15 protein-coding genes are annotated in these 20,127 nt (G+C 71.7%); 2 read left to right on the forward strand and 13 right to left on the reverse strand.

Translation table 11 applies throughout. The features are described 5' to 3' along the window. Positions 1-326: 326 nt before the first annotated feature. The 11 genes from kynU to ACQEXA_RS27360 form a co-directional block, all read right to left on the reverse strand. On the reverse strand, positions 327-1,520 hold the full coding sequence (gene kynU / locus ACQEXA_RS27310) for a kynureninase (RefSeq protein WP_432930540.1): 1,194 nt from the start codon (positions 1,518-1,520) through the stop codon (positions 327-329). Continuing rightward, positions 1,513-2,361, reverse strand: coding sequence for a tryptophan 2,3-dioxygenase family protein (locus tag ACQEXA_RS27315; RefSeq protein ID WP_359395644.1), 849 nt, complete (start codon positions 2,359-2,361; stop codon positions 1,513-1,515). Before ACQEXA_RS27315 ends, kynU begins: the two co-directional genes overlap by 8 nt. Positions 2,362-2,507: 146 nt before the next feature. Continuing rightward, positions 2,508-2,921, reverse strand: a complete 414-nt coding sequence (locus tag ACQEXA_RS27320) for a DUF3151 domain-containing protein (protein ID WP_359395641.1) — start codon at positions 2,919-2,921, stop codon at positions 2,508-2,510. 174 nt (positions 2,922-3,095) lie between these two features. Further along, a complete protein-coding gene (locus ACQEXA_RS27325) occupies positions 3,096-4,595 on the reverse strand; it encodes an MFS transporter (protein ID WP_432930537.1) in 1,500 nt (499 codons plus the stop codon). Between the two features lie 116 nt (positions 4,596-4,711). Beyond that, positions 4,712-5,743: a class II fructose-bisphosphate aldolase gene (fbaA, locus tag ACQEXA_RS27330; RefSeq protein WP_359395637.1), complete on the reverse strand. Its 1,032-nt coding sequence runs from the start codon at positions 5,741-5,743 to the stop codon at positions 4,712-4,714. A gap of 138 nt (positions 5,744-5,881) precedes the next feature. Continuing rightward, complete coding sequence (gene pyrE, locus ACQEXA_RS27335; RefSeq protein WP_359395635.1) at positions 5,882-6,454, reverse strand: orotate phosphoribosyltransferase; 573 nt, start codon at positions 6,452-6,454, stop codon at positions 5,882-5,884. A 40-nt stretch (positions 6,455-6,494) separates the two neighbouring features. After that, on the reverse strand, positions 6,495-7,283 hold the full coding sequence (locus ACQEXA_RS27340; RefSeq protein WP_359395633.1) for an aldose 1-epimerase: 789 nt from the start codon (positions 7,281-7,283) through the stop codon (positions 6,495-6,497). A 64-nt stretch (positions 7,284-7,347) separates the two neighbouring features. Further along, positions 7,348-8,328 carry an SRPBCC family protein gene (locus ACQEXA_RS27345; protein ID WP_432930534.1) on the reverse strand — a complete coding sequence of 327 codons (981 nt, stop codon included), beginning with the start codon at positions 8,326-8,328 and terminating at the stop codon, positions 7,348-7,350. 79 nt (positions 8,329-8,407) lie between these two features. Further along, positions 8,408-10,060: a polyamine aminopropyltransferase gene (locus ACQEXA_RS27350; protein WP_432930532.1), complete on the reverse strand. Its 1,653-nt coding sequence runs from the start codon at positions 10,058-10,060 to the stop codon at positions 8,408-8,410. A gap of 79 nt (positions 10,061-10,139) precedes the next feature. Then, a complete protein-coding gene (locus tag ACQEXA_RS27355) occupies positions 10,140-10,694 on the reverse strand; it encodes a DUF2617 family protein (RefSeq protein ID WP_433131346.1) in 555 nt (184 codons plus the stop codon). A gap of 995 nt (positions 10,695-11,689) precedes the next feature. Then, a complete protein-coding gene (locus tag ACQEXA_RS27360) occupies positions 11,690-13,657 on the reverse strand; it encodes a SpoIIE family protein phosphatase (protein WP_432930528.1) in 1,968 nt (655 codons plus the stop codon). A 354-nt stretch (positions 13,658-14,011) separates the two neighbouring features. On the opposite strand from ACQEXA_RS27360, the gene ACQEXA_RS27365 reads away from it, so the two are divergent. Next, positions 14,012-15,211, forward strand: coding sequence for a pyridoxal phosphate-dependent aminotransferase (locus ACQEXA_RS27365; RefSeq protein WP_432930526.1), 1,200 nt, complete (start codon positions 14,012-14,014; stop codon positions 15,209-15,211). A gap of 152 nt (positions 15,212-15,363) precedes the next feature. Further along, complete coding sequence (locus ACQEXA_RS27370) at positions 15,364-16,569, forward strand: mannosyltransferase family protein (RefSeq protein ID WP_432930524.1); 1,206 nt, start codon at positions 15,364-15,366, stop codon at positions 16,567-16,569. Positions 16,570-16,593: 24 nt separating this feature from the next. On the opposite strand, the gene ACQEXA_RS27375 is transcribed toward ACQEXA_RS27370, so the two are convergent. Together ACQEXA_RS27375 and clpB are read right to left on the reverse strand one after the other, a co-directional pair. After that, on the reverse strand, positions 16,594-17,124 hold the full coding sequence (locus ACQEXA_RS27375; RefSeq protein ID WP_359395617.1) for a YbjN domain-containing protein: 531 nt from the start codon (positions 17,122-17,124) through the stop codon (positions 16,594-16,596). 349 nt (positions 17,125-17,473) lie between these two features. Further along, positions 17,474-20,071 (reverse strand): ATP-dependent chaperone ClpB, encoded by a 2,598-nt coding sequence (gene clpB / locus ACQEXA_RS27380; RefSeq protein ID WP_433131348.1) that lies wholly within the window; start codon positions 20,069-20,071, stop codon positions 17,474-17,476. Positions 20,072-20,127: the final 56 nt, after the last annotated feature.

Consider the following 20,127-nt stretch of genomic DNA (forward strand, 5'->3'; position numbering starts at 1 on the left):
GAGTCGGCATGGGCCGTGGCCTTGCACGGATCCGGCGGACCCGTTGCCATGCCGGGCACGGGTGCCGGGACCACACGCCGACCGGTCCCCCCGGCGGAGACCCGCCGGTGCTTCCATGCTCGCCCCCGCCCGCCCGACTGTCACGCCTGGCGCCACCGAGCTGCGCCGCACGGTCTCCCCGGCGTACCACTGGGCAGCCGGGGAGGCCGGTCACGGACGACAGGGGTCGGTCACGGACGACGCCGTCTGTGAGGACGGGCGCGTCCCGCAATCAGGACACGACCCCTCAGGATCAGCAGGACGGGCCCGGCGGAGCCGTCCCTCTCTCAGGACAGCGTCTCCGCCAGGATCCTGGCCGCACGCTCGGCGTCCGCGAATCCCACGTACAGCGGTGTGAAACCGAAGCGCAGCACGTCCGGCGGCCGGAAGTCGCCGACCACGCCGTTGTCGATCAGCCGCTTCATCACGGTCCCGGCGTCCCGGCACCGCAGCGCCACCTGACTGCCCCGCTCGGCGTGCCCGGCCGGGGTCAGTGACTCCACCGCGCCCTCGGGGACGTAGGCCGCCACGCACTCCAGGAAGAAGTCCGTGAGCGCCAGCGACTTGGCGCGCACCGCGTCGATCGAGACGCCGTCCCACACCTCCAGCGCCGCCTCCAGGGCGAGCATGGAGAGGATGTCCGGGGTGCCGACACGACCGCGCAGGGCGCCCGCCGCCGGTTCGTAGGCCGGCCGCATGCCGAAGGGTTCCGTGTGCGAGTTCCAGCCCGGCAGCGGGGAGTCGAAGCGTTCCTGCAGGTCCTGGCGTACATACAGGTACGCGGGCGAGCCGGGGCCCCCGTTCAGGTACTTGTAGGTGCAGCCGACCGCCAGGTCGACCCCGTGCTCGTCCAGGCCCACCGGCAGCGCACCCGCGCTGTGGCACAGGTCCCAGACCGCGACGGCGCCCGCCGCGTGTACGGCGGCCGTCAGCCCGGGCAGGTCGTGCAGCCGGCCCGTGCGGTAGTCGACGTGGTTCAGCAGCACCGCCGCGGTACGTCCGGTGAGGGCTCCGGGCACCTCGGCCGGGGGCACCGGGCGCAGGGTGCAGCCGGTCATCCGGGCCGCCGACTCGGCGATGTACCCGTCCGTGGGGAACGTGGTCGCGTCGACCACGATCTCGTCCCGGCCCTCGCCGCCCTCCGCGGCCAGCCGTACGGCCGCCACCAGTGCCTTGAAGACGTTGACGCTGGTCGAGTCGCCCACCACGATCTGCCCGGGCGCCGCCCCGACCAGCGGCGCGATCAGGTCGCCGATCCGCTCCGGCGCCGTCCACCAGCCGCTCTCGTCCCAGGACCGGATCCGCAGTGACCCCCACTGCCTGCGGACCACGTCCTGCATGCGCTCCGGCACGGCGGCCGGCAGCGCGCCCAGCGAGTTCCCGTCCAGGTAGACGGTGTCGTCGAGCACGAACTTGGCGCGCAGTCCGGCCAGTTCGTCGGCCGCGTCCAGCTTCTGCGCTCTCAGGATGGATTCAGACATAAGACCGCGCCGTCCACAGCTCGGGAAACACGTTCTTCTGCGTCCGCTTCTCCAGCCAGGCCACGCCGGCCGAACCGCCCGTGCCGGACTTGGCGCCCATCGCGCGGCGGGTGGCCACCAGGTGGTCGTTGCGCCAGCGCCAGACCAGCTCGGCCACATCGGTCATCGTCTCGCCCAGCCGCGCGAGCTCGTCCATCGGATCCCCGGAGTAGAGGGCGACCCATGCCGCCTCGACCTCGGCCGACGGCTCGTAGCGCTGGGAGACGTCACGTCGCAGCACGGTGTCCGGGATCGCGTGGCCGCGCCGTGCGAGCAGTCGCAGCACCTCGTCGTACAGGCTCGGCTCGTGCAGGGCCTTCTCCAGCTCCGCGTGGACGCGCGGCGCGCCCCGGTGCGGGACCAGCATGGAGGCGGACTTCTCGCCGAGCAGGAACTCCATACGGCGGTACATGGCGGACTGGAAGCCTGAGCCCTCGCCGAGGGCGGAGCGGTAGGAGTTGAACTGGGCCGGGGTCAACTGGCCGAGCGGCCGCCAGGACGCGTTCAGCGCCTCCAGCTCCCGTACGGACCTCTTCAGCGCGTCGATCGCCACCGGCACCCGGTCCTCGCGCAGAGCCCGCGCCGCGGTCTCCCACTCGTGGACGATGACCGTGAACCACAGCTCCATCACCTGGGTCGTGACCAGGAAGACCATCTCCCCGGGATCTTCGGAGAGGGTGTGCTGGAGATGGGTGAGCACATCCGCCTTGACGTAGTCCTCGTACGGTGTCGTGCCCTGGAAGTCGAGATGCGGGGTCTCGGGCTCCTGAGTCTCCTCGGACTGATGAGCCTTGTGGGACATCCCTGTCTCCTGATGTGTGCTCTGGGTAGCGGTCCGCCCCTGCCGATGCCGGCACGGGGGCCCCGGTCCCCACCCGCATCCTGCGCAACACACCCGGACATCGCAAGGCCCGCCTGGTCACAGGCGGGCCTTGGCACTCTTCGGGGCTAGCCGAGCGTCTGGGCCGCCGTCGGGGAGGAGTCCTTCAGGAACTGCGTGCAGCGCTCGTACTCCTCCTGCTCGCCGATCGTCTGCGCGGCGCGCGCGAGGGCGTGCAGGGCGCGCAGGAAGCCGCGGTTCGGCTCGTGCTCCCAGGGCACGGGGCCATGGCCCTTCCAGCCGTTGCGGCGCAGGGCGTCCAGGCCGCGGTGGTAGCCCGTACGCGCATAGGCGTACGACTCGACGACCGAGCCCCGCTCGAACGCGTCGTCGGCCAGCTGGGCCCAGGCGAGCGAGGAGGAGGGGTGCTTGGCGGCGACGTCGGCGGGCGCCGTGCCGCTCGCAAGGAGCTCGCGCGGCCCCGGGTCGTCCGGCAGGTGGGTCGGGGGCGGGCCCCCGAGGAGGTTCTCGTGAACGGTCATGGGGTCCAGTGTGAGGCATCGGCCTTGATCGGTGACGGTTGCGCAGGTCCCTCAGGAACGGAAGGTTCCGCCAGGTCCGGGAGGTTCCTCAGACGGTGCGCCGTCCGGCCGCCGGCCGGCGTCGTCGGCCCCCGCGCCGCCGCCCAGGGCGCACCGGGTGAGGCGGGCGGACGATCAAGCCGGCTTCTCGCCGGGGTCCGTGGCCCTGTGCTGCGGCTCCAGCGGCGGCGCCGTCACGGAGCCGTGGGTGTGGCATTCGGGACGGCAGCAGTGCGGCACCGGGCGGCGGACGGTCGCGAAGGCGAGGACCGCACCGGCCGCCAGGACGCCCGCGCACAGCGGCATGGCCCGGCGGAAGGCGGCGTCGAACGCGTCTGCCGAGCGGTACGCCTCCGGGCCCATTCCGGTCAGGAGCGGCAACGCGGCCACGGCGATCAGACCGGCCGCGCGGGCCGCCGCGTTGTTGATGCCGCTGGCCAGGCCCGCCCGGCCGGTGTCCACGGAGGCGAGCACGGTGGCGGTGAGCGGGGCGACCAGGGTGACCATGCCCGCGCCCATGACGAGCACGGCGGGCAGTACGTCGGCGACGTACGAGGCGTCCTTGCCGATGCGCAGCATGAGCAGCATGCCGCCCGCGCAGAGCAGGGGGCCGACGGTGAGCGGGATACGCGGCCCGATGCGCTCGGCGAGGGCGCCCGAGCGGGAGGAGAGGAGCAGCATCAGGACGGTCGTGGGCAGCAGGGCCGTACCGGCCCGCAGCGGCGAGTAGCCCGCCACCACCTGAAGCTGGAGCGCGGTGAGGAAGAAGAAGCCGCCGAACGCTGCATAGACGCAGAAGGTGACCAGGTTGACGGCCGTGAACTGGCGGGACGCGAAGATGTCGAGCGGCATCATCGGATTGGCACGGTGCCTTTCGACGTACACGAAGGCGACTCCGGCGGCCACGCCCGCGATCGCCGTGAGGGGCACGGCCACGGAGCCGCCGCGGGCCTCGATCAGGGCGTAGGTGACGAGGGCGAGGGCCAGGGCGCCGAGGGCGGCACCGAGGACGTCGAAACGGCCGTGGGCGCGCGGATCCGCGGATTCCGGTACGTGCTTGACGGCGATGGGCGCGCAGAGCAGGGCGAGCGGGACGTTGAGGAGGAAGACCCAGCGCCAGCCCGGCCCGTCGACGAGCCAGCCGCCGAGGAAGGGACCGACGGCGGCGCCGATACCGCCGAACCCGGACCACAGTCCCACCGCGCGTGCGCGGTCGTCGGGGTGGAAGGAGCCTTGGATCAGCGCGAGCGAGCCGGGGGTCAGAAGGGCGCCGCCGATGCCCTGCAGGGCGCGGGCGGCGATGAGGACACCCGGATGGGGGGCGAGGCCGCACAGGAGGGAGGCGCTCGCGAACCAGACGACTCCGACGACGAAGACCTTGCGGCGGCCGAAGCGGTCTCCGAGGGCCCCGCCCAGCAGGATCAGACCCGCGAGCGTGACCAGGTACGCGTTGACGGTCCACTGCAGGGCGGCGAGGTTCGTATGAAGATCCTTGCCGATGCGGGGCAGGGCGACATTGACGACGGTGGAGTCCAGCAGGGCCATGCTGGAGCCGAGGACGGTCGTCAGGAGAATCCATTTCCCCTGCGCGGAGCCGATCCTGATGGCGGGTACCTGCTGTGCGGTGGCGGCCATGTTCGGATCATCCCGCGTCCGCTGCCGCCGGACCAGACCCGCCCTGTCGTCGGCCACGGGACGGGCGCGCGACCCGGCGGCGGAGGGCCGCCGGGCGCGCACCCGGGCGATCGGTCTTACTTGATCTTCGTGCCCGCGGAACGGAGGTTGTCGCAGGCCTCGATGACGCGCTTGGACATCGACACCTCCGCCAGCTTGCCCCAGGTACGCGGGTCATAGGCCTTCTTGGAGCCGACCTCGCCGTCGACCTTCAGGACGCCGTCGTAGTTCTTCAGCATGTGGTCGGCGACCGGACGCGTGAAGGCGTACTGGGTGTCCGTGTCGATGTTCATCTTGACCACGCCGTTCTCCAGCGCCGTCAGGATCTCCTCCTTGCTGGAGCCCGAACCGCCGTGGAAGACGAAGTTGAACGGCTTGCTCTCGGCCGGCAGGCCGAACTTGGCGACCACGCCGTCGGTCAGCTCCTTCAGCAGGTCGGGGCGCAGCACCACGTTGCCCGGCTTGTACACGCCGTGGACATTGCCGAACGAGGCGGCCAGCAGGTAGCGGCCCTTGTCGCCGAGGCCCAGCGCCTCCGCCGTGCGGATCGCGTCCTCGGCCGTGGTGTAGAGGGAGTCGTTGATCTCGTGCGAGACGCCGTCCTCCTCACCGCCGGTGGGGGTGATCTCGACCTCGAGGATGATCTTGGCGGCGCGGGCGCGCTCCAGCAGCTCCTGAGCGATCTTCAGGTTGTCGGAGAGGGTCTCCGCCGATCCGTCCCACATGTGGGACTGGAAGAGCGGGTTCTCGCCGCGGGCGACGCGCTCCTCGGAGATCGCGAGCAGCGGACGTACGTACCCGTCGAGCTTGTCCTTCGGGCAGTGGTCCGTGTGCAGGGCGATGTTGACCGGGTACTTCTCGGCAACGATGTGCGCGAACTCGGCCAGGGCCACGGCGCCGGTGACCATGTCCTTCTGGTACTGGCCGCCCAGGAACTCGGCGCCGCCCGTCGAGATCTGGACGATGCCGTCGCTCTCGGCCTCCGCGAAGCCGCGCAGAGCAGCGTGCAGGGTCTGGGACGAGGTCACGTTGATGGCCGGGTAGGCGAACTTGCCTGCCTTCGCCCGGTCGAGCATCTCGTTGTAGACCTCGGGGGTTGCGATGGGCATGGTCCGCTCCTTGTATGTGCGGGTGCGTTCTGCGTACTTACGGCCCTGACCTAGGGTGCGACGTCATCGTCGGGCCCATCTTTCCAGACGGGACCGGATGCTTCGGACACCCTGTCCAGCCTGTGGATGACCGCGTCGTCAGTCCAGCCCCAGTTCGTCCTTCGAGTACGCGAACCGGTACGGGACCCCGGCTCCCGCCTCGATCTTCTCGGCCGCGCCCGTGGCCCGGTCGACGATCGTCGCGACGGCAACCACCTCGGCCCCCGCCTCGCGCACCGCCTCCACCGCGGTGAGCGGGGACCCGCCGGTGGTGGAGGTGTCCTCGACGACCAGGACGCGGCGCCCCTCGATCTCCGGGCCCTCCACCCGCCGCTGCAGCCCGTGGGCCTTGGCGGCCTTGCGCACGACGAAGGCGTCCAGCTTCCGGCCGCGTGCCGCCGCCGCGTGCAGCATGGCGGCCGCGACCGGGTCCGCGCCCATGGTCAGCCCGCCCACCGCGTCGAAGTCCAGGTCGGCGGTCAGGTCCAGCAGCACCTGGCCCACCAGCGGGGCGGCCTCGCCGTCGAGGGTGATGCGGCGCAGGTCGACGTAGTAGTCGGCTTCCAGGCCCGAGGAGAGGGTCACCTTGCCGTGCACCACGGCCTTGTCCTTGATCTGCTGCAGCAGCGCGGTGCGCGCACCTGACGGCGTTCCTGCGTAGACGTCACTCATACGAGTCAGCTTAAGCGCGCCCCCCCGGACTCCCCCGCGCCTACGGACGGCGCCAGGTCCACGTCGTCGTGGCCTCCAGCGGCTCGATGGGGGTGACCAGCCGCGGAAGGGTGTTGAGGCCGTTCGGCGGACCCGTCTGCGGCTCCACGCACACCGCCTCGGACTGCTCGTCGTAGACCACCACCCACTCCTCACGGCTGGTGACCCTCAGTTCCAGCCGCTCCGGCCAGGTGAGGGTGACGTCGACGCCGCCGGGCATCCCGAAGCAGTCGTCCCAGGGGCCGGGCCGCGGGTCGATGCGGTTGCCGGTGGGCAGATGGTCCTCACCGCGCTCCTCCTGCCAGGCGGGGCTGAAGTCGATGCGCGCGTCCTGGCCGTCGAGGGTGCGGTTGAACCAGGGGTGCCAGCCGATCTGGGCCGGGAACGAGGAGTCGTACGTCTCCACGGACATGGTCAGCGTGAGTGAGTCCTCGGCGAGCGTGACGAGCTGGGTGACGCGGCCCGGATAGGGCCAGGGAGCGACCAGGTCGTAGGTGAGGACGGCCTCGGCGGGGTCGGCGCGCGCCACGCGCCAGGCGCCGTCGCGCGCGGTGCCGTGGATGGCGTGCGGCGGCGAGTTGAGGGGCATCCGGTGGACCGTGCCGCCGTCGCGGAACATGCCGTCCCGGATCCGGCCGCACCAGGGGACCATGGGGAAGCACCCGAACCTCTCGCCTTGCCGCAGCAGTTCCGTACCGCCGACGCGCAGACTCCGCACGCGTCCGCCGTTCCCGGGTGCCAGCGCGACCTCCGCGTCTCCCGCGGTCAACGTGATCTCGTCGTTACTCACGAGGCGACCCTACTGGGCCGATCCAGAGCGCGTGCGACGGCGCCGGTGTGCCGTGGCCCGCGGGTCAGCGGCGGCGCCGGAGCATCCGGCCGGCCACGATGGCGGAGGCCACGATCAGGGCCGCCGCCGGGGCCGCCCAGCGCAGGGTCGTACCGGCCGACATGGCCTCGGGGGCGGGGACGGGGGCATAGCGGCCGCGCGGGGGCGCGTGGTCGACCTCTTCCGCGCTACGGCCGATCATGGTGCGCCGGGCGTGTGCCGCCTCCGCGGGCGGCTCGCCCTCCACATCGAAGCCGTCGACCACGAGCCCCTCCTCGGGCTCGTCCTCGGGCTCGTCCTCGGGCTCGTCCTCGTCCACGAAGTCGTCCTCGGCGGCGAAGTCGTCGTCGGCGAAGGGATCGAGGGACGACGGGGGGATCTCGGCGTCGTGGACCGACGGGGCGACGGCAGGGGGTTCCGCGGCCGCCTCCGGGGTGTCCTGCGAGGCGGGGGGCGTCTCCCGCGACGCGGCCTCCGGTTTCCCGGCGGGCGCCTGACCCGCTGTGTCCTGCGGCCCCTCGGCCACCGGCTTCCCCGACGGCCCGTCAGTTTCCTTGCCCCCGGCGGACTCCGAGGCCGTATCGGCCTCCTCCGCCGCCAGGCCCTCCGCGAACCGCCCCAGCAGCCGGGTCCCCGCGGAGGCCACCGCATCGCCGGGCAGTTCCGCGATCCGGCCGTCGGCGGCCGCCGTGCCCGAGAACGCGACCGTCGTGCCGCCCTCGGCCGGGAGCAGGCGCACGGTCAGGGACAGCTTCACCGTGCCGGTGCCCCGGGCCTCCGTCGCCTCGGCCTCCACGGCGTACGAGCCGTCGTCCTGTCCGGTGACCCGCAGAGCGCCGCGGTAGGTGATCGTGTGGCCGGCGACGCGCACCTTCAGCCGGCCCGCGACCGGCTCGGTGTCCGCGTCCCGCTGGAGCCCGGGGATCGCACGGGCCAGCCGCGCGGGATCGGCCAGCGTCTCACTGAGCCGCTCGGCAGGAACCGGAACGAACACCTCGTACTCCATACCAGCCGAGCCTACCCAGCAGGGCCCGAACCGCACCCCTGCATCACGGGTTTTGTCCCGGCCGGGGAACCGGGCGGGCTCAGCCGGCGTACCTGGGGTGCACCAGCGTCGACGGGGGCAGTCCCGGCACCCGGCTACGGGCCGCCCCCCGTGCGTCCGCCCGCAGGGACGCCTCGGTCAGCGTGCGCGGGCGGGGGGCGTCCGGGTCGAGGCCCAGGACGGGACGGGTACGGGCGGCGAGCACGAAGCCCCAGTCGCCCGGTGCGGCGGCCGCGCGGGGCGAGCGGCCGGGGTCCTTCGCAGGACCGGAGGCGCGTCCTCCGACGCGGTACGGGGCCGTGCGCAGCCCGGCCGCCCGTATCGTCGCCTCGACCGTCCAGAAGACGCGTGGGCGGGAGGTCACCGGGCCCGCGTGCACCACCAGCCGGCCACCGGGCGCGAGCACGCGGAGGGACAGGCCGTAGAACTCCTGCGAGTACAGCTTCGTGCTCGCCGTGCTGCCCGGGTCGGGGAGGTCGGCGATCACCACGTCGTAGGTGCGCCGGGTGTGTCTGAGCCAGCGGAACACGTCCGCCGTGCACACATGGACACGCGGGTCGGCGAGGGCGTGGCCGTTCAGTGCGGACAGCGCCGGGTCGCGGCGGGCGAGCCGGACCACCGCTGGATCGGGCTCGATCACGTCGACCCGTGAGACTCCCGGATGGCGCAGCACCTCGCGCGCCGCGAGGCCGTCGCCGCCGCCGAGGACGAGCACGCGCGCCTGCGGGCCGCCGCTCATCGCCGGGTGCACCAGCGCCTCGTGGTAGAGGCGCTCGTCACGGCCGCTCACCCGCAGCCGTCCGTCGAGGAACAGGGCCAGCGGGCGGCCGTGGGTGCCACCGCTCAGCACGACCTCGTGCAGGTCGCTGTGCACTGCGACCCGTACATGGCCGCCGTACACCGCCTGACGGGCCGCTTGTTCGAAGTCGTCGACCAGGACGGCCGCCGCGGCGAGCACGCCCAGCACCACGAGGTTGGCGACCAGGAGCAGCCTGCGGCCGCGGCGGGAGAGGTCGCGGCGGAACAGGCCGAGGACGAGGGCGCCGCCCGCGACCGCGTTGATCGCGCCGGTGAGCAGGGCGCCGGTCAGCTGACCGAGCTGCGGGAGCAGCAGGAAGGGGAAGGCGAGCCCGCCGACCAGCGCCCCCACGTAGTCCGCCGCGAACAGATCGGCCACCGCCCCGCCCGCGTCCTGGCGGCGGATCCGCTGGATCAGCTCCATCAGCAGGGGGACCTCGGCACCGATGAGCAGGCCGATGGCCAGCGAGAAGGCGACCAGCAGGCAGCGCGGCCCGCCGGACCAGACGCCACCCCAGTCGCCGGTCCAGGCGAAGACCGCGTACAGGGCCATCGCACTGCAGCCGCCGACGAGGGCGAGCGCCGCCTCCACCGCGCCGAATCCGGCCGCGGCACGGCAGCGGAGCCGTTTCGCGGCCAGTGAGCCGACGCCCATCGCGAAGACCATCACCGAGAGCACGACCGAGGCCTGGGTGACCGAGTCTCCGATCAAGTACGAGGCCAGGGCGACCAGTTCGAGTTCGTACACGAGACCGCAGGCCGCACAGACGAACACGCCGGCGAGCACCAGGAACCGTCCGGTGCCGGGGCGTACGGGCAGCCGCGACCGGTTCTGGCCGCCCTCGCCCCTGGGCCGTGGCACCCCGGGGGGTGCGGGCGCGTGCGGTTCGATCACGGTCGGAACGCTACGTCACACCTGCGCTGGGCCTCGTCACCCACACGTGTGGAAATGCCCGGCACGACGTGACCTCTCCTCACACTCCGGAGGGGCTCAGCCGGGACCGGGCGGGACCCGGCCGGGCCGGCACCTTCACCCCGACCCGGGTCCGCGTCGCCACCAACTGCCCGTCCTGCGGGTACGCGTGCCAGGTGCGCCAGTGGACCTGGCCCTCGTGGTGCTGGGCCAGCATCGCCGTGAACGCGTGCGGGCTGCCCGGGAAGACGCCTGCCAGGCCGTGGGGATGGTCGGAGACCAGGGCCAGCAGCTCCTGGGCGCGACCCGCGAAGGAGCCGGGGGACAGCACCTCGACCCGTGCCGCGAACTCGTACTCCCAGTCGCCGACCCGCTTGGCGACGCCCAGGGGCAGGGGTGTGCTGGAGCCCGGGATGCACGCCACCGTCTCCGAGCACGTGCCACGCTCCTCCTCCAGAAGTACCTGGTGGGACGCGCCGAGCAGTCTCAACTGAAGCTGTGTGCCCTCGAATTCCAGGTCGAGCGTGGCCAGCGCCGGGAGCGGCTCGCGCCCCAGGGTCCAGGCGAGGTCGGCCGCGCGCGTGTCGGTATAGGAGGTGTTCAGGGTCGTGAGCATGGATCGGCTCCGCTAGCACGCAGAAAAACGGGGAGGGGTTCCGGCGCTCCCCGGTCGGCACCGGAGGTTCGGCCGGCTCAGCCGGTCGGCGCGCCGTCCGGGTCGGCCCGGACGGGCAGAACGCCTTCAGGACGGGCGTCCAGGGGCTGCGTTGATAGTTGAAAGGGAATCATGAACTGGGGCGCCGCAACAGCGTTTTTACCCAAGTTCGTAGGGTTTCCATCCCACCGGGGGCTCAGCAGCGCAATTGTTCAACTATGGCGTGCGCCTGGAGCGTTGATCCGCAGGTCGGAGGCGTTTCCGCCGGGAGGCCGTGAGCGCGCGCCCAAGGCAAAGCGCCGATGACGTGCGCCGTCACGCCCCCTGGTCGGGTGATATGCCGAGTGCCCGCCGCACTACCCCCGGCGGGCACTCGGCGTACCGCGGACGCGTCTCCCCCGCGGAGCCGGGCTGCCCCGTGTCAGCTGCCTCCGCCGCATCCGCCCCCGCCGCACGACGACCCGCAGGACGAGTGGCCGCCGCACGAAGAGTGGCCACCGCCGCAGGAGTGATGGCCGCCCGAGTGGTGTCCGCCCGAGTGGTGTCCGCCCGAGTGGTGTCCGCCCGAGGAGGACTCGCTGCCCGCCGAGGCCGCCCCGGCCGCCCACCAGCTGCTGTCGCTGCCGCCGCGGCGCCAGGACGCCCCCCGCGTCCCGCGCAACGAACGGGCCTTCCCGTTCCTGCGGCCGGCCACGATGAGCGCGACCAAAGCGATGCAGATGATCGCCAGACCGATACCGAAGACCATGGCACCGTCCCCCTTTCGAACCCCCGGACCGGCCCCCCGTGGGCCCCTGTGTGTTCCTGGGTGCACGGGGGATGCCCCCACGCTCCCCACGCCAAAGCAGAGTTGAGGAAATTCTGAGGGTCACGCCGCGAAAAAGGCCCCTGACCTGCACCGAAGAGGGGACCTTGCAGGGGGGCCGCAGAGAGGGTGCGTGAGGACGCAGGCGTCGTCAGGTGCGTCGGATGACCAGCACGGCCACGTCGTCGAGGTGGTCGACAGCGACCGCCGCGTCGAGGATGCGGTCGGCGGTCTCTTCAGCGCTCAGCCCTTCGTGGACAGCCTGGGCGGCCAGTGTTCCGACCCGCTCCAGTCCGGCCTCCAGCGTCAGGCCCGGTCCCTCGACCACCCCGTCGGTGACCATGACCAGCGCACTGTCCTCGCCCAGGGTGAAGGTCCCCTCGCGGTACTCGGTACCGGGCACGACTCCCAGGACCGGCCCGCCCGGCAGCTCACGGACCTCGTGGCTGCCGTCCCTGTGCGCGCACAGCACCGGCACATGGCCCGCGCTGGTGCCGGTGACCTGTCCGTCGTGCGGATCGACCTGCAGCATGGTGCAGCTGGCGAATCGTGTGGGATCCATCGTGGTCAGCAGCTTGTTGGTACGGGTCAGCACGGCTGCCGGATCCGGTTCCTGGGCGGCGATCGCACGGATGGACAAACGGACCTGCCCCATGAAGGCGGCGGCGTCCACGTCGTGCCCCTGGACATCGCCGATCTCCAGCGCGATCGCGCCGTCGGGCATGACGAAGGCGTCGTACCAGTCCCCGCCGATGTCCAGCCCGTCCCGGCTCGGCCGGTAGCCGGCGGCGACCTCCAGGCCCGGGAGGTGCTCGGGCAGCATGGGAAGCATGGTCTGCTGCAAGGCCGTGGCCAGCTCGACGCGTGTCTGCTGCAGTCTGATGCGCCGCAGCGCCTGGCCTGCCAGGTCGGCCAGCGTGTCCATGAGAGTCCGCTCCTCCAGCGAGGGGCGGTGTCCGCTGCCGTAGAACACCATCCACGCCCCCAGTGGCGGATCGCCGGTCTCACTGAGGGGCGTGACGGAGACCGTGTAGTCGGAGCCGAGCCGGCCGAGCCGCGGATATCCGACCCCGTGCGGCCAGCGGCGGATGTAGTCCTCACGCCCGGTGATGAAGAGCTGCTTGCCGGTGCGGATCGCCTCGGGCAGCGCGCTGGGATGGTCCAGCGGCATGCCCTGCCGGGCCTGGGCCTCCCGCATGGATATCCCGGCGTCGGAGGAGACGTTCAGGCGGCCGTCGTCGACGAGTGCGAGCAGGGCACCCCTGGCGCCGAAGGTCGCGGCGAGCCGGGTCAGGACGACCTGCCGCAGTTCCTGCTCCGTGGCCGCGGTGATCAAGGCGGAGGAGAAGTCCGCGACCTCCTTGGCGCGCTGCCGCTCGGCGGTCAGTGCGGCCTGCGCCTTCTTCTTGCGCTCCTCCTGCTTGGTGTCGTCGCGGACCAGCCCGAAGATCCGTTCGGGGCCGCCGTACCCCAGCTGGATCCGGCGGGTCTGAACGGCCAGGTGGTGCCAGCCGTCGTGCGGGGTGAGATACCGCAGCCTCACCCAAAGGGACTGGGCGGGGGCCGAGCGCAGCAGCCGCCGGAAGGCCTCCCGGTCGTCGGCGTGCACCGCCGAGATCACTCGGGAGAGCGGCGCGGTGGGATCCGGGTAGAGCGCGACCAGGGCGGGCAGGCCACTGAGCCACTCCATCTGCTGCTCACCGGGCGAGTACATCCACAGGCCGAGGTCGCAGGCCTCGGTGGCCAGCCGGAACGGGATCAGCAGGCTGGCCAGGTCGTTGCGCGCGTCCAGGGCATGCACCCAGACCAGATGCTCGTCAGTGGAGGGATCCGTCACCGGCTGCGCCTGGAGCAAGCAGGCGACGGATGCTCCGCCCGGCCCGGTGAACTCCAGCACCCGCATCGCGACCGTCTCCGTCCTGGCGGCGGTCGCCACGAGAATCCCGGCCGACATCCGCTGGCTCGCGGGACACAGATCGCCGAAGTCGCGTCCCAGGCACTGCTCCGCCGGCCTGCCCAGCGCCGTGGCCATCGCCGCGTTGAGGCTGTGGATGGCACCGCCCATCGTCAAGAGAGCCGACGGGTCATCCCTGTGAAGAAGTTCGTCCGAGGCGTCCATCCAGTGGCTCCCTGGCACATACCGAAACAGCCTCTTCCCTTATGTTCGCGCATTTTATGGCGATTTCTCGGTGAGGGATACGTCTGACCGCCCTGCGACGAGTGGCGACGACGGGGAACCGCAGAAAACGGTTGGCGGCGGCCTGCGGTACAGGAGGGGAGTACAGCACCCCGGCACCGGCCTCCGTAGACGTGTACGCGCCAGGCCGTCTGTGGGCCGTCCGGGGGGTGGCCGACGACGACGGATGACGGCAGTCCACGACGACTCTCCCCTCCTCGGAGGCGGTGCTTCGGGTTCCGGCGCAGACGGCCGTCCGGGGAGGTGAGTTGAGGAAGTCCAGAGCTTGGGCGCAGGATGGCGGCCATGACCTCGAGCGCACGCCCCCTCCTCAACCGCCGGCTCGCCGAGTTCGGGACGACGATCTTCGCCGAGATGTCGGCCCTCGCGGTGAGCACGGGGTCCATCAACCTCGGACAGGGCTTCCCCGACACCGACGGCCCCGAGGAGGTCCGCGAGGCCGCCGTACGGGCGCTGCGCGACGGGCGCGGCAACCAGTACCCGCCGGGCCCCGGCATCCCCGAGCTGCGCGAGGCGATCGCCGCGCACCAGCAGCGCCGCTACGGCCTGTCGTACGACCCCGGCACCGAGGTGCTGGTCACCGCGGGCGCCACCGAGGCCATCGCCGCGACCCTGCTGGCGCTCCTGGAACCCGGCGACGAGGTGATCGCCCTGGAGCCGTACTACGACTCCTACGCCGCCTGTATCGCGATGGCGGGAGGCAGGCGCGTACCGGTCACCCTGCGGCCGCACCACGAGGAGGGCGGCGGCTTCCGGCTCGACCTCGACGAACTGCGCGACGCCGTCACCGACCGCACCCGCCTGCTGCTGATCAACACCCCGCACAACCCGACCGGCACCGTGCTCACTCGCGAGGAACTGCGCGCGATCGCCGCCCTCGCCGTCGAACGCGATCTGCTCGTGGTCACCGACGAGGTGTACGAGCACCTGGTCTTCGACGACGCCGAGCACGTGCCGCTCGCCACGTTCCCGGGCATGCGCGAGCGGACCGTCACGATCGGCTCGGCCGGGAAGACCTTCTCCTTCACGGGCTGGAAGGTCGGCTGGGTGACCGCCGCGCCCGGGCTCGTCACGGCGGTGCGCTCGGCCAAGCAGTTCCTGACCTATGTGTCCTCCGGCCCGTTCCAGTACGCCGTCGCCGAGGCCCTCGCCCTGCCCGAGACCTACTTCGAGAACTTCCGGGAGGACATGCGGGCCAAGCGGGACCTGCTCGCCGCCGGGCTCGCGGAGGCGGGCTTCCACGTCTTCAGGACGGCCGGCACGTATTTCGTCACCACCGACATCCGGCCCCTCGGCGAGAGCGACGGCTTCGCCTTCTGCCGCACCCTGCCGGAGCGGGCGGGCGTCGTCGCCATCCCCAACGCGGTCTTCTACGACCACCGCGAGGCCGGGGCCCCGTTCGTCCGCTTCGCCTTCTGCAAGCGCGTGGAGGTCCTGGAGGAGGCCGCCCAGCGACTCAAGGCCCTCGCGGGCTGAGACCGTCGGCCGCATGCCGGAAACACGGCTCGCCGCCCCGTAGCCCCTGGCACCTCTGGCCGTCAACCGAGTGCACCCCCAGGCGTGGGAATTCCCGTCCGCACGGCCGTGCAAGGTTCGCAAAACGGTCGTGACCGACGCATGGTGCGGGCGTGACCCACGCCAGCACCATTCCGGCCCCTGCCGTAAGGGGCCCGGACAACCGCGACCGTGTCCGGCCGGCCGAGCGGAGACGGCGGCGAGTGCCGGCCTCGGCCCTCACCGCCCTGGGGCTCTTCGTGGCCGCCCGGCTGTGCGGCGGCCTCGTGCTCGTGGTCGTCGCCCGGGCCACGGGCAAGCGGCCCCTGCTCCTGTTCGGACGCTCCTGGGACTCCGTCTGGTACCTGCACATCACGACGCACGGCTACGGGCTCACCCAGCACACCCGCCACGGCATCCACAGCGACCTGGCGTTCTTCCCGCTGTACCCCGCGCTGATCCGCGCCCTGACCACGCTCGGCCCGCTCGACCGGATCACGGCCGGACTTCTGGTGTCCTGGACGGCCGCCGCGGTCGCCGCGTACGGCATCCACCAGCTCGGCCTGCGGCTGTACGGCCCCGCCGTGGCCATCGTCCTCGTCGCCCTCTGGGGGCTCCTCCCGCACTCCGTGGTGCTGTCGATGGCCTACACGGAGCCGTTGCTGACCGCGTTCGCCGCCTGGTCGCTGTACTCGGCCCTCACCGGCCGCTGGATCTGGGCGGGGACGCTCTCGGCGCTCGCCGGACTGTCCCGGCCCAACGGTTTCGCGGTCGCGGCGGCGATCCTCGCGGCGGCCGCCCAGGAGGTGTGGCTCAGACGCGGACGGGGCGTTTCCCACAGGCTGTGGATGGGCGCGGCGCTCGCACCCCTCGGCTGGGCCGGCTACGTGCTGTGGGTGGGCCACCGCAGGCACGACCTGTTCGGCGGCTACTTCACCGTGCAGCGATTGTGGGGGTCGCGCTTCGACTTCGGCCAGGGATCGCTGCGGTTCGCCGAGCACATGATGCTGCACGGCAGCCGTGTGCTCTTCCCGATGGCGCTGGCGATCGTCGCCGTGAGCACGGTGCTGTTCGCGCTGCTCCTCGCCGACCGGGCCCCGCTGCCACTGGTCGTCTACAGCGGCGTGCTGCTGGTCGTCGCGCTCGGCGGTTCCGGGTTCTTCGAGTGCAAGCCGCGTTTCCTGCTGCCGGCGTTCCCGCTGCTGATCGTGGTGGCGCGGGCACTGGTGCGGACGGCGAGAGCCCGGCCGTGGCACGCCACCGTGGTGGCGAGCGCCCTGGCCGGGCTCTCGTTCATCTATGGGGCGTATGTCGTGGTGCTGGCCCGGTCGCCCCTCTAGCCGGGTCTGGTCTGCCGGCCGGATCTACTCCTCGTCGTCCTCGGGCTTCTCCGAGTCGTCGACGTCCTCCGCGAGACCGAGCTGCTCGACGAGCCACCGGTCGAACTCGATGGCGGCCCGCACCCAGCTGACGGTCGACGAGACGAAGTGCTCGAGGCTGACGCCCGTGCCGATCAGCATCTGCGCCTCACCGATGAGGCGGACGGTGCCGTCGTCGTGCGTGTGGGTGTAGACCTTGGGCCACAGGGTGCGCCGGTTCCAGTCGTCGATGGACTCCAGCAACTGCGGCTTCTCATCGATCTTGTGCGGCCGGTCGTAGAACGTGCGTACCGAGAAGACCTGCTGGTCGGCCTCGCCGCGGAACATGAAGTACGTCCGGAACTGCTCCCACGGCGCGACGAGGTCTCCCTCTTCGTCGACGAGGTGCTTGAGCTCCATCTGGTCCAGGAGCTGCTTCACGAGGTCCTGATCCGGAACCACGGGGCCCGCCGGTCCTTGCGGCTGCGGCTCGGGCTGGCCCCCGAAGTTCGGAATCGAGGACGGGTCGATGCTCACCGTGTTCTTCCCTTCGTACGGATTCCGCCATCCTCCCCCATGCGGGGAGGGGGGTGGCAACCCCGGGCACGGTGTGTCCGCCGGGGGCGGACAGGATCCGGCCGCTCGCCGCCGCCCGGCGGCGTGGAGGCGGAGCATGTCCGCACGATCCGTCGGCGACTGTGCGCGGCTTTCGCGACGGTGTGTCCGCTGTGGTCATCCTCCGTGTACGCGTACACGGAGGACCGGGACGACCCGTTCACGACGCCTTGCCCCACGTCGGCGAGATGGGAGATCGCGGCGGATGGACGAGGTCGGAGGCACCGCCCTCGTCCGTCCACAGGCCCGCGCCGGGGACCGGCGCCCGCGCTCAGAGCGTCTTGCCGGACGCCTGGCCCACGATCAGCCCGTCACCGAAGGTGTCCACCCGGACCGTGTCGCCGTCCTTGATCTCGCCGGCCAGGATCTCCTTGGCCAGCCGGTCGCCGATGGCCGTCTGGACCAGGCGGCGCAGCGGGCGGGCGCCGTACGCCGGGTCGTTGCCCTCGTCCGCCAGCCAGGCCAGCGCCTCGGGCGTGATCTCCAGCGTCAGGCGCCGCTCGGCCAGGCGCTTGGCCAGGCGGTCGAGCTGGAGCTGCGCGATCCGGCTCAGCTCGGCCTTCGACAGCGCCGAGAAGACCACGAAGTCGTCGAGCCGGTTGAGGAACTCGGGCTTGAAGGAGGCCCGGACCACCTCGAGGACCTGCTCCTTCTTCTCCTCCTCGCTGGTCAGCGGGTCCACCAGGAACTGGCTGCCGAGGTTGGAGGTCAGCACCAGGATGGTGTTGCGGAAGTCGACTGTGCGGCCCTGACCGTCCGTCAGACGGCCGTCGTCCAGCACCTGGAGAAGGATGTCGAAGACCTCGGGGTGGGCCTTCTCCACCTCGTCCAGCAGCACCACGCTGTACGGGCGCCGGCGCACGGCCTCGGTGAGCTGTCCGCCCTCCCCGTAGCCGACGTACCCGGGGGGCGCGCCGACCAGCCGGGCGACGCTGTGCTTCTCGCCGTACTCCGACATGTCGATGCGTACCATCGCCCGCTCGTCGTCGAAGAGGAAGTCGGCCAGCGCCTTGGCCAGTTCGGTCTTGCCGACACCGGTGGGGCCGAGGAAGAGGAACGAGCCGGTCGGGCGGTCCGGGTCGGCGATACCGGCCCGGCTGCGGCGCACGGCGTCGGACACCGCGCGCACGGCCTCGCCCTGGCCGATGAGCCGCTTGCCGATCTCGTCCTCCATGCGCAGCAGCTTCTGCGTCTCGCCCTCGAGGAGCCGTCCGGCAGGGATACCGGTCCAGGAGGCCACGACGTCCGCGATGTCGTCGGGGCCGACCTCGTCCTTGACCATCGTGCCCTTGGACGCCTCCTCCTCGGCCTCCGAGGCCGCCTCCAGCTCCTTCTCGACGGCCGGGATCTCGCCGTACAGCAGCTTGGACGCGCTGTCGAAGTCGCCGTCGCGCTGGGCGCGTTCGGCCTGGCCGCGCAGCTCGTCGAGCTTCTCCTTCAGCTCACCGACGCGGTTGAGGGACTGCTTCTCCTTCTCCCAGCGGGCGGTCAGGCCGCGCAGCTCCTCCTCCTTGTCGGCGAGGTCGCGGCGCAGCTTCTCCAGCCGCTCCTTGGAGGCCTGGTCGGTCTCCTTGCTCAGGGCCAGGTCCTCCATGCGCAGCCGGTCCACGGCGCGCTGGAGCTCGTCGATCTCGACTGGGGACGAGTCGATCTCCATACGCAGCCGCGAGGCCGACTCGTCGACCAGGTCGATGGCCTTGTCGGGCAGGAAACGGGAGGTGATGTACCGGTCCGAGAGGGTGGCGGCCGCGACCAGCGCGCTGTCCGCGATCTGCACCTTGTGGTGCGCCTCGTACCGGCCCTTGAGCCCGCGCAGGATCGCGATGGTGTCCTCGACGGTCGGCTCGGCGACCAGCACCTGCTGGAAGCGCCGCTCCAGCGCGGGGTCCTTCTCGATCCGCTCGCGGTACTCGTCCAGGGTCGTGGCACCGACCATGCGCAGCTCACCGCGGGCCAGCATCGGCTTGAGCATGTTGCCGGCGTCCATGGCGGAGTCGCCGCCGGCGCCGGTGCCCACGACGGTGTGCAGTTCGTCGATGAAGGTGATGATCTGGCCGTCGGAGTCCTTGATCTCGGCGAGGACCGTCTTCAGGCGCTCCTCGAACTCGCCGCGGTACTTGGCACCCGCGACCATGGCGCCGAGGTCCAGCGCGACCAGCCGCTTGTCCTTCAGGGACTCGGGCACGTCGCCCTTCACGATCCGCTGGGCGAGCCCCTCCACGACGGCGGTCTTGCCGACGCCGGGCTCACCGATCAGCACCGGGTTGTTCTTCGTGCGGCGGGAGAGCACCTGCACCACGCGGCGGATCTCCTGGTCCCGGCCGATGACCGGGTCCAGCTTGCCGTCGCGCGCGGCGGCGGTGAAGTCGGTGCCGAACTTCTCGAGCGCCTTGTACTGACCCTCCGGGTCCGGGGTCATCACCCGGCGTCCTCCCCTGGTCTTCTGGAATGCGTCCAGGAGCTTCTTGGCGTTCGCTCCCTGCCGGAACAGTACGTCCCCGGCGGCGCCGCCCTTCGCGGCGATGCCGATGAGCAGGTGCTCGGTGGAAAGGTAGTCATCACCGAGGTCCTTGGCGCGCTGGGTCGCATCGGCGATCACGGCCAGCAGCTCGCGGTTGGGCTGGGGCGGCGCGACGGTCGAGCCGGTCACGCTGGGCAGACCGGCGAGCACGCGCTCCGCACCGGCCCGCACGGAGGCCTGGTCGGCGTCCACGGCGGCCAGCAGGTCGATGATGTTCTCGTTGTCCTGCCCCTCGAGCAGCGCGAGGAGCAGATGGGCGGGGGTGAGGTCCGGGTGGCCCTCGGACACGGCCCGGTTACTGGCCGCATTGATCGCGTCCCGGCTCCTGTTGGTCAGCTCCGCGTCCACGTTCGCCTTCTCCTCCTTGCGTCGGCCGCGCTCAGACGTTCTCTTCCAGGTCTTTC

Source organism: Streptomyces sp. CA-106110 (genome assembly GCF_050936285.1).
Classification (GTDB): domain Bacteria; phylum Actinomycetota; class Actinomycetes; order Streptomycetales; family Streptomycetaceae; genus Streptomyces.